This window comes from Kineococcus aridisoli (assembly GCF_050871885.1).
Classification (GTDB): Bacteria; Actinomycetota; Actinomycetes; order Actinomycetales; family Kineococcaceae; genus Kineococcus.
Map to the genome: position 1 here is coordinate 1 of NZ_JBJLSF010000150.1, position 5,654 is coordinate 5,654.

The following is a 5,654-nucleotide window of genomic DNA, read 5'->3' on the forward strand; positions in this document are numbered from 1 at the left end:
CCGCGCGCCCGGGCCCGCCGGCGGGCCGGCCCCCCCCCCGCCCCCCCCCCCCCCCCCCCCGCCGCCCCCCCCCCCCCCCGAGCCGGGTTTCGAGACCCTCACCCCGGTCTGCGCGCCGGCGCCGCCGGTCCAGCACCCGGGCTGCGCGGACGCGCGCAGCTACCGGGGAGCGCCGCTGCCCAGCGGGACGCCGGGGCAGCTGGTGCAGCTGAGCGGTCCGGACCGCTACGCGACCGCGGTCGAGATCGCCGAGCACGGCTTCCCCGAGGCGGACGTCGCGGTCCTGGTCAGCGGGGAGGACGCCCACCTCGTCGACGCCCTCTCCGCCGCCCCGCTCGCGCGCAGCCTCGCCGCACCGGTGCTGCTCGCCACGCGCGACGGCCTGCCCGCGGCCACCGCCGCCCACCTGGCCGAGCGCCGGGTGCGCTCGGTGCTGCTCGTCGGCGGCGCGCAGGCACTCGGCGAGGCGACGGTCCAGCGGCTACGGGACCTCGGCGTCACGGACGTGCAGCGCGTGGCCGGCCCCGACCGCTACGCCACCTCGCGCGCCGTGGCCGCGCTGGTGCCGCGCGCCGCCCACGGGTGGGTGGCCTCCGGCGAGGAGGCCCACCTCGTGGACGCGCTGGCCGCCGCCGGGGTGGCCGCCCGGCTCGGCGAGCCGCTGGTGGTCGTCGCCGACGACGACCCGATCCCCGCCGCGCAGCTGCTCTCCGCGCGGGGCGTCACCTCCACCACGGTCGCCGGCGGCCCGGCGGGGGTGACGCCGGAGGCGCTGGCGCCGCTGCCCGCGCCGCACCGCGCCGAGGGCGTCGACCGCTACGGCACCGCCGCGGCCCTCGCCCAGGAGGGGGTGGACCGCGGGCTGCCCGCGATCGACGTCGTCCTCGCCCCCGGCGTGCGCGGCCACCTGGTGGACGCCCTGGCCGCCGGGGCCCTCGGCCGCGGCACGCTGCTCGTGGGGGACGACCCCGCGGCGCAGGAGGTCGTCGAGGCGTGGTTCGACACCCACGGCTTCTGGCGCGCCACGGCCGTCGGTGCGGTGGAGGTCGAGGGTGGGGACTCCTGAGCGGACCGCCGGCGAGCGCCAGGCCGGCGGGGACGGCGGTGCAGCAGCCGAGCGCGCTCCCGGGGCGCCCACCGTGCTGATGGCCGACCGCGCGGCGCTGCTCCTGCTGGACGAGCGCGGCCGGCGCGTGCTGCCGGCGCGGTCCGCGCGGGCGGTGCTGGCCGGGGCCCTGCTGTGCGACCTCGTGCTGGCCGGGCGCGTGCAGGCCGACCCCGACACCGGCGTCCTGCGGGTGCTGCCCGCTCCCGCTCCGGGCGGGCCGACCGCGCCGCGCCTGGAAGCGGTGGCGGCCGGGCTCGCGCAGCGCCCGCTGCCCGCGCGCCGGGCCGTGCGGGCCGTCGCGGGCCGCCCGGTGTGGGAGGAGGCGGTGGCGGCCCTGGCGAAGGCGGGCGCGGTGCGCGAGGTGCGCGCGCGGCGCCTGCTGCTGTGGTCGTCGGTGCGCTGGCCGGCCGACGGGACCGCGCTGGCCCGGGTGCACCGGCAGGTGCGGGCGGCGCTGGTGGCCGCCCACCGGCGCCGGCGGCTGCGGGAGGTGGACCCGGGACCGGCCTGCCTGGTGCTGCTGCTGTCCGCGGCCGGCTGCCTGGGGTCGGTGGTGCCGGGGCTGCCGGCCGGTCTGGACGTCGACGAGGCGGCCGACGTGCTGGCCGAGGCGCTGGAGCGGGTGGGCGCGCTGCCCGAGGCGGCGGTGGAGGCGCTGGAGGGCGTCCAGGTCGCGGTGGGTGCCCTCGCCCGCGTCGGGTCCGGCGGTGACGGCCCGGCGCTGGACGGCACCTCGAACGACTCCGGCGGCGACTCGGGCGGCGACTCGGGCGGTGACTCCGGTGGAGGTGGTGGCGGCGGCGATTGACCCGCCGGCGCCTGCCCGCCCGCCACCGCCGGCGGCCGCGGGGGAATGGATGCGCCCGCCCGCCGGTTGTCGCGCTCGCCGCGTGGACGGGCAGCCACCGGCTCCCCGTGCCCGGCTGACCCAGCCCCGCCACGGAAGAGCCGCCATGACCTCGCGCACCGACCGTCCACCCGCCGCCGGCGCGAGCAGCTCCACCCCGCCGGCCCGGCCGCCCCTGCCGCGGCAGCCGTCCCCGGCCGGCGAGCCGCCTGCCGCCGACGCGCCGTCCCGGCCGAGCATGGGGCGCACCGCGCTGGTGCTCGGCGCCTTCGTCGCCGTCGGCCCGCTGACCATCGACATGTACCTGCCGGCCCTGCCCACCATCGGGGCGCAGCTGGAGACCACCGAGGCCGCGGTGCAGCTGACCCTGACGGGCACGCTCGTCGGCCTGGCGCTCGGTCAGCTGGTGATCGGTCCGCTCTCTGACGCCCTCGGCCGGCGGCGCCCGCTGATGGCCGGGACCGCCCTGCACGTGCTCGCCTCCCTGCTGGTCCTGCTGGCCCCGAACATCGCCGTCCTCGGCGCGCTGCGCGTGCTGCAGGGCGTCGGCACGGCGGCCGGTGCCGTCATCGCCCTGGCGATCGTGCGCGACCTGTACGAGGGGCGCGCGGCGGCCACGATGCTCTCCCGGCTGTTCCTCGTCATCGGTGCCGCACCCGTGCTGGCCCCGACCATCGGCGGCGAGGTGCTGCGCTTCACCTCCTGGCGCGGGATCTTCCTGCTGCTGGCCGTCTACGGGCTGCTGCTGCTGGCGCTCGGCGCGCGCTCGCTGCGCGAGACCCTGCCGCCCGAGGACCGCCGCCCGCTGCGCCTGGGCGCCACCGTGCAGACCTACCGGGGGCTCCTGCGCGACCGCACCTACCTCGGCCTGGTCCTCGTGGCCGGGCTGACCATGGCCGCCCTCTTCAGCTACGTGGCCGGTGCCTCGTTCGTGTACCAGGACCAGTTCGGGCTGGACCAGCAGCAGTTCGGCCTCCTCTTCGGCGCCGGCGCCGTGTGGCTGATCGGGGCCACCCAGCTGAACCCGCTGGCCCTGCGCCGCTTCACCCCCTCGCAGGTGCTCATGGCCGGCACCTTCGTCGGCCTGCTCGCCGGCGCGGTGCTGCTGGTGCTCGCCACCACGGGCACCGGCGGCCTGCTCGGGGTGGCGCTGCCGCTGTGGCTGGTGCTGTTCTCCACCGGCCTGGCCCTGCCCAACGCCCCCGCGCTGGCCCTGTCCCGGCACGGTGAGGCCGCCGGCGCGGCCGCCGCGCTCCTGGGCGCCGTCCAGTTCGGCGTCGGTGCGCTGGTCTCCCCCCTGGTGGGCGTGCTCGGCAACGACGCCCGCGCCATGGCCGCGGTGATCCTCACCGCCCTGGTGCTCGGCACCGCCGTCCTGCTGGTGGTGGTGCGCCCCTGGCGCCTGGTGGCCGACGCCGACCCCACCGCCGTCGTCGCCCACTGACGGCCCGCGGGGACGCGCACGATGACGCGGTCGACAGGCGTGGGTCTCCGCTCCGAGCGGGGACCGGTGCTCATCGCGGTCATGCTCTCCACCGCGCTGGTGGCGATCGACTCCACCATCATCGCCACCGCGGTGCCCTCGATCGTGCGCAGCATCGGCGGTTTCGCCCAGTTCCCGTGGTTGTTCTCGATCTACCTGCTGGCCCAGGCGGTCACCGTCCCGGTGTACGGCAAGCTCGCCGACGTCTTCGGCCGCAAGCCGGTCATGCTCGTCGGCATCGGCCTGTTCCTCGTCGGCTCGATCCTGTGCGGGCTGGCGTGGGACATGGGCGCCCTCATCGCCTTCCGGGCCCTGCAGGGCGTGGGCGCCGGTGCGGTGCAGCCGATGTCCATGACGATCGTCGGTGACCTGTACTCGCTGGCCGAGCGGGCCCGGGTGCAGGGCTACATCGCCAGCGTGTGGGCCGTCAGCTCCGTGGTCGGCCCCACCCTGGGCGGGGTGTTCTCCGAGTACGTCAGCTGGCGCTGGATCTTCCTCGTCAACGTCCCGCTGTGCCTGCTGGCCGGCGCCATGATCTGGCGCCGCTTCGAGGAGGACGTCCAGCGCAGCCGCCCGCGCATCGACTACGCCGGTGCGGTGGTGCTCACCACCGCCCTGACGCTGCTCGTCCTCGGGCTGCTCGAAGGGGGGCAGGCCTGGGCGTGGGCGTCGCCGCAGGGCGTCGCGGTCCTGGCGGCCGGGGTGCTGCTGCTGGCGGTGTTCGTGGCGGTGGAGCGGCGCGCCGCCGATCCCGTCGTCCCGCTCGCGCTGCTGCGCCACCGCCTGATCGTCACCACGAGCCTGGTGTCGGCGTTCGTGGGGGCAGTGCTACTGGGGCTGACCTCCTACGTGCCGACCTACGTGCAGGAGGCCCTGGGCACCGGTCCGCTGGTCGCCGGCTTCGCGCTGGCCGCGCTCACCCTCGGCTGGCCGATCTCGGCCTCGCAGGCCGGGCGCCTGTACCTGCGCATCGGGATCCGGGCCACGGCCCTGCTCGGCTCGCTGGTCGTGGTGGCCTCCAGCGCGGCGCTGCTGCTGCTGGACCGCTCCTCCAGCGTCGTCCAGGTCGGGGCGACCTGCTTCGCGATCGGGCTGGGCATGGGGCTGACGGCGGCTCCGACGCTCATCGCGGCGCAGGCCGCCGTCGGCTGGCAGCAGCGCGGGGTGGTGACCGCCACCAACATGTTCTTCCGCTCGCTGGGCAGTGCGGTGGGCGTCGCCGCGTTCGGCGCCGTCGTCAACGCGACGCTGGGCGCCACCGCGCTGGAGGGCGCCGGCGTCGACCCCGACGCCCTGACGCGCGCGGTGCACCACGTCTTCATCGCCACCGCCGCCGTCTCGGTGCTGCTGCTGGCCGCCGTCGCGTGCATGCCGCGCGAGGACGGGACGCGCTCCGGCGCCCCGGCCGACGCCGTGCGGGCCTCCTGACGGGGACGTGCCTCCTGACGGGGACGTGATGCACGCGACACCCTCCCGCGGGCCTCGGGAGGGGGGCTCGCGGTGTTGTGCAGGGGGCGGGGCCAGCCGGTCGGGACGAGCCGGGCGGGGCGTCCGGTCCAGCGGCTCCCGGAGCGGAGCGCGCCCCGCGACCACGACGAGCACCAGCACCAGCACCACGAGCGAGGTACCCATGACCACCCCTGCCGTCCACGAGCTGTGGCAGCGCATCGAGCGCTGGCGCGGGCACCCGCGCACCAGCGCCCGGCTGCCGGAGCTGCACCGGCTCACCCCGGAGGACCTGCACGACGAGGCGATCAGGGCGGCGACGATCGTCGCGCTGGCCGGGCTCGGCACCGACCGGCTGGTCGCGCTGCTGGACCTGCGCGACGCCCTGGCCGGCGGAGCGCTGGAGGCGTGGGCCGACGCGTGGGCGCGCGAGGCGAGCTGACCGGTCCCCGCCCGAGGCGGTGAGGTCCCCCCGAGCCTCCGGTGCCGCACTCGCGGTGCTCGGAGGCTCTCTGCATGCCCCCGACCGCACCCCGCCCCACCACCGGCCCACTACCGTCCTCCGCCGACCTCGTGGTGGCGGGGCTGCCGCTGTCGACCACGCTGGGGACGGCCGGGCGGGTGCCGGGGGCCGGCCGCGGTCGGGCCGAGGTGGCGGACCGGCGCCGGGACGAGGTGCTCACGCGGCGCCCCGCGAGCCCGGGGGCCGGCTCAGCACCCGCACCCGCGCCCATCTTGTGCAACGCACCGCCGCCGGGCGGACCCCCCCC

General features: G+C 78.0%; 5 protein-coding genes and 1 pseudogene. All 6 read left to right on the plus strand.

The window, feature by feature from the left end; translation table 11 throughout:
- Positions 1-202: 202 nt before the first annotated feature.
- Positions 203-1,066 (plus strand): cell wall-binding repeat-containing protein, encoded by an 864-nt coding sequence (locus ACRYM2_RS22650; protein WP_432524927.1) that lies wholly within the window; start codon positions 203-205, stop codon positions 1,064-1,066.
- Positions 1,053-1,916: a GOLPH3/VPS74 family protein gene (locus ACRYM2_RS22655; RefSeq protein ID WP_432524928.1), complete on the plus strand. Its 864-nt coding sequence runs from the start codon at positions 1,053-1,055 to the stop codon at positions 1,914-1,916. The genes ACRYM2_RS22650 and ACRYM2_RS22655 overlap by 14 nt, the downstream gene beginning before the upstream one ends.
- A gap of 145 nt (positions 1,917-2,061) precedes the next feature.
- The gene (locus ACRYM2_RS22660) at positions 2,062-3,399 is read left to right on the plus strand and encodes a multidrug effflux MFS transporter (protein WP_432524929.1); all 1,338 of its coding nucleotides are present in this window, start codon (positions 2,062-2,064) and stop codon (positions 3,397-3,399) included.
- A gap of 21 nt (positions 3,400-3,420) precedes the next feature.
- Positions 3,421-4,866 carry an MDR family MFS transporter gene (locus ACRYM2_RS22665; protein ID WP_432524931.1) on the plus strand — a complete coding sequence of 482 codons (1,446 nt, stop codon included), beginning with the start codon at positions 3,421-3,423 and terminating at the stop codon, positions 4,864-4,866.
- A gap of 202 nt (positions 4,867-5,068) precedes the next feature.
- On the plus strand, positions 5,069-5,326 hold the full coding sequence (locus ACRYM2_RS22670; protein ID WP_432524933.1) for a hypothetical protein: 258 nt from the start codon (positions 5,069-5,071) through the stop codon (positions 5,324-5,326).
- A gap of 74 nt (positions 5,327-5,400) precedes the next feature.
- A pseudogene (locus tag ACRYM2_RS22675) lies at positions 5,401-5,654 on the plus strand (hypothetical protein); the annotation flags it as partial.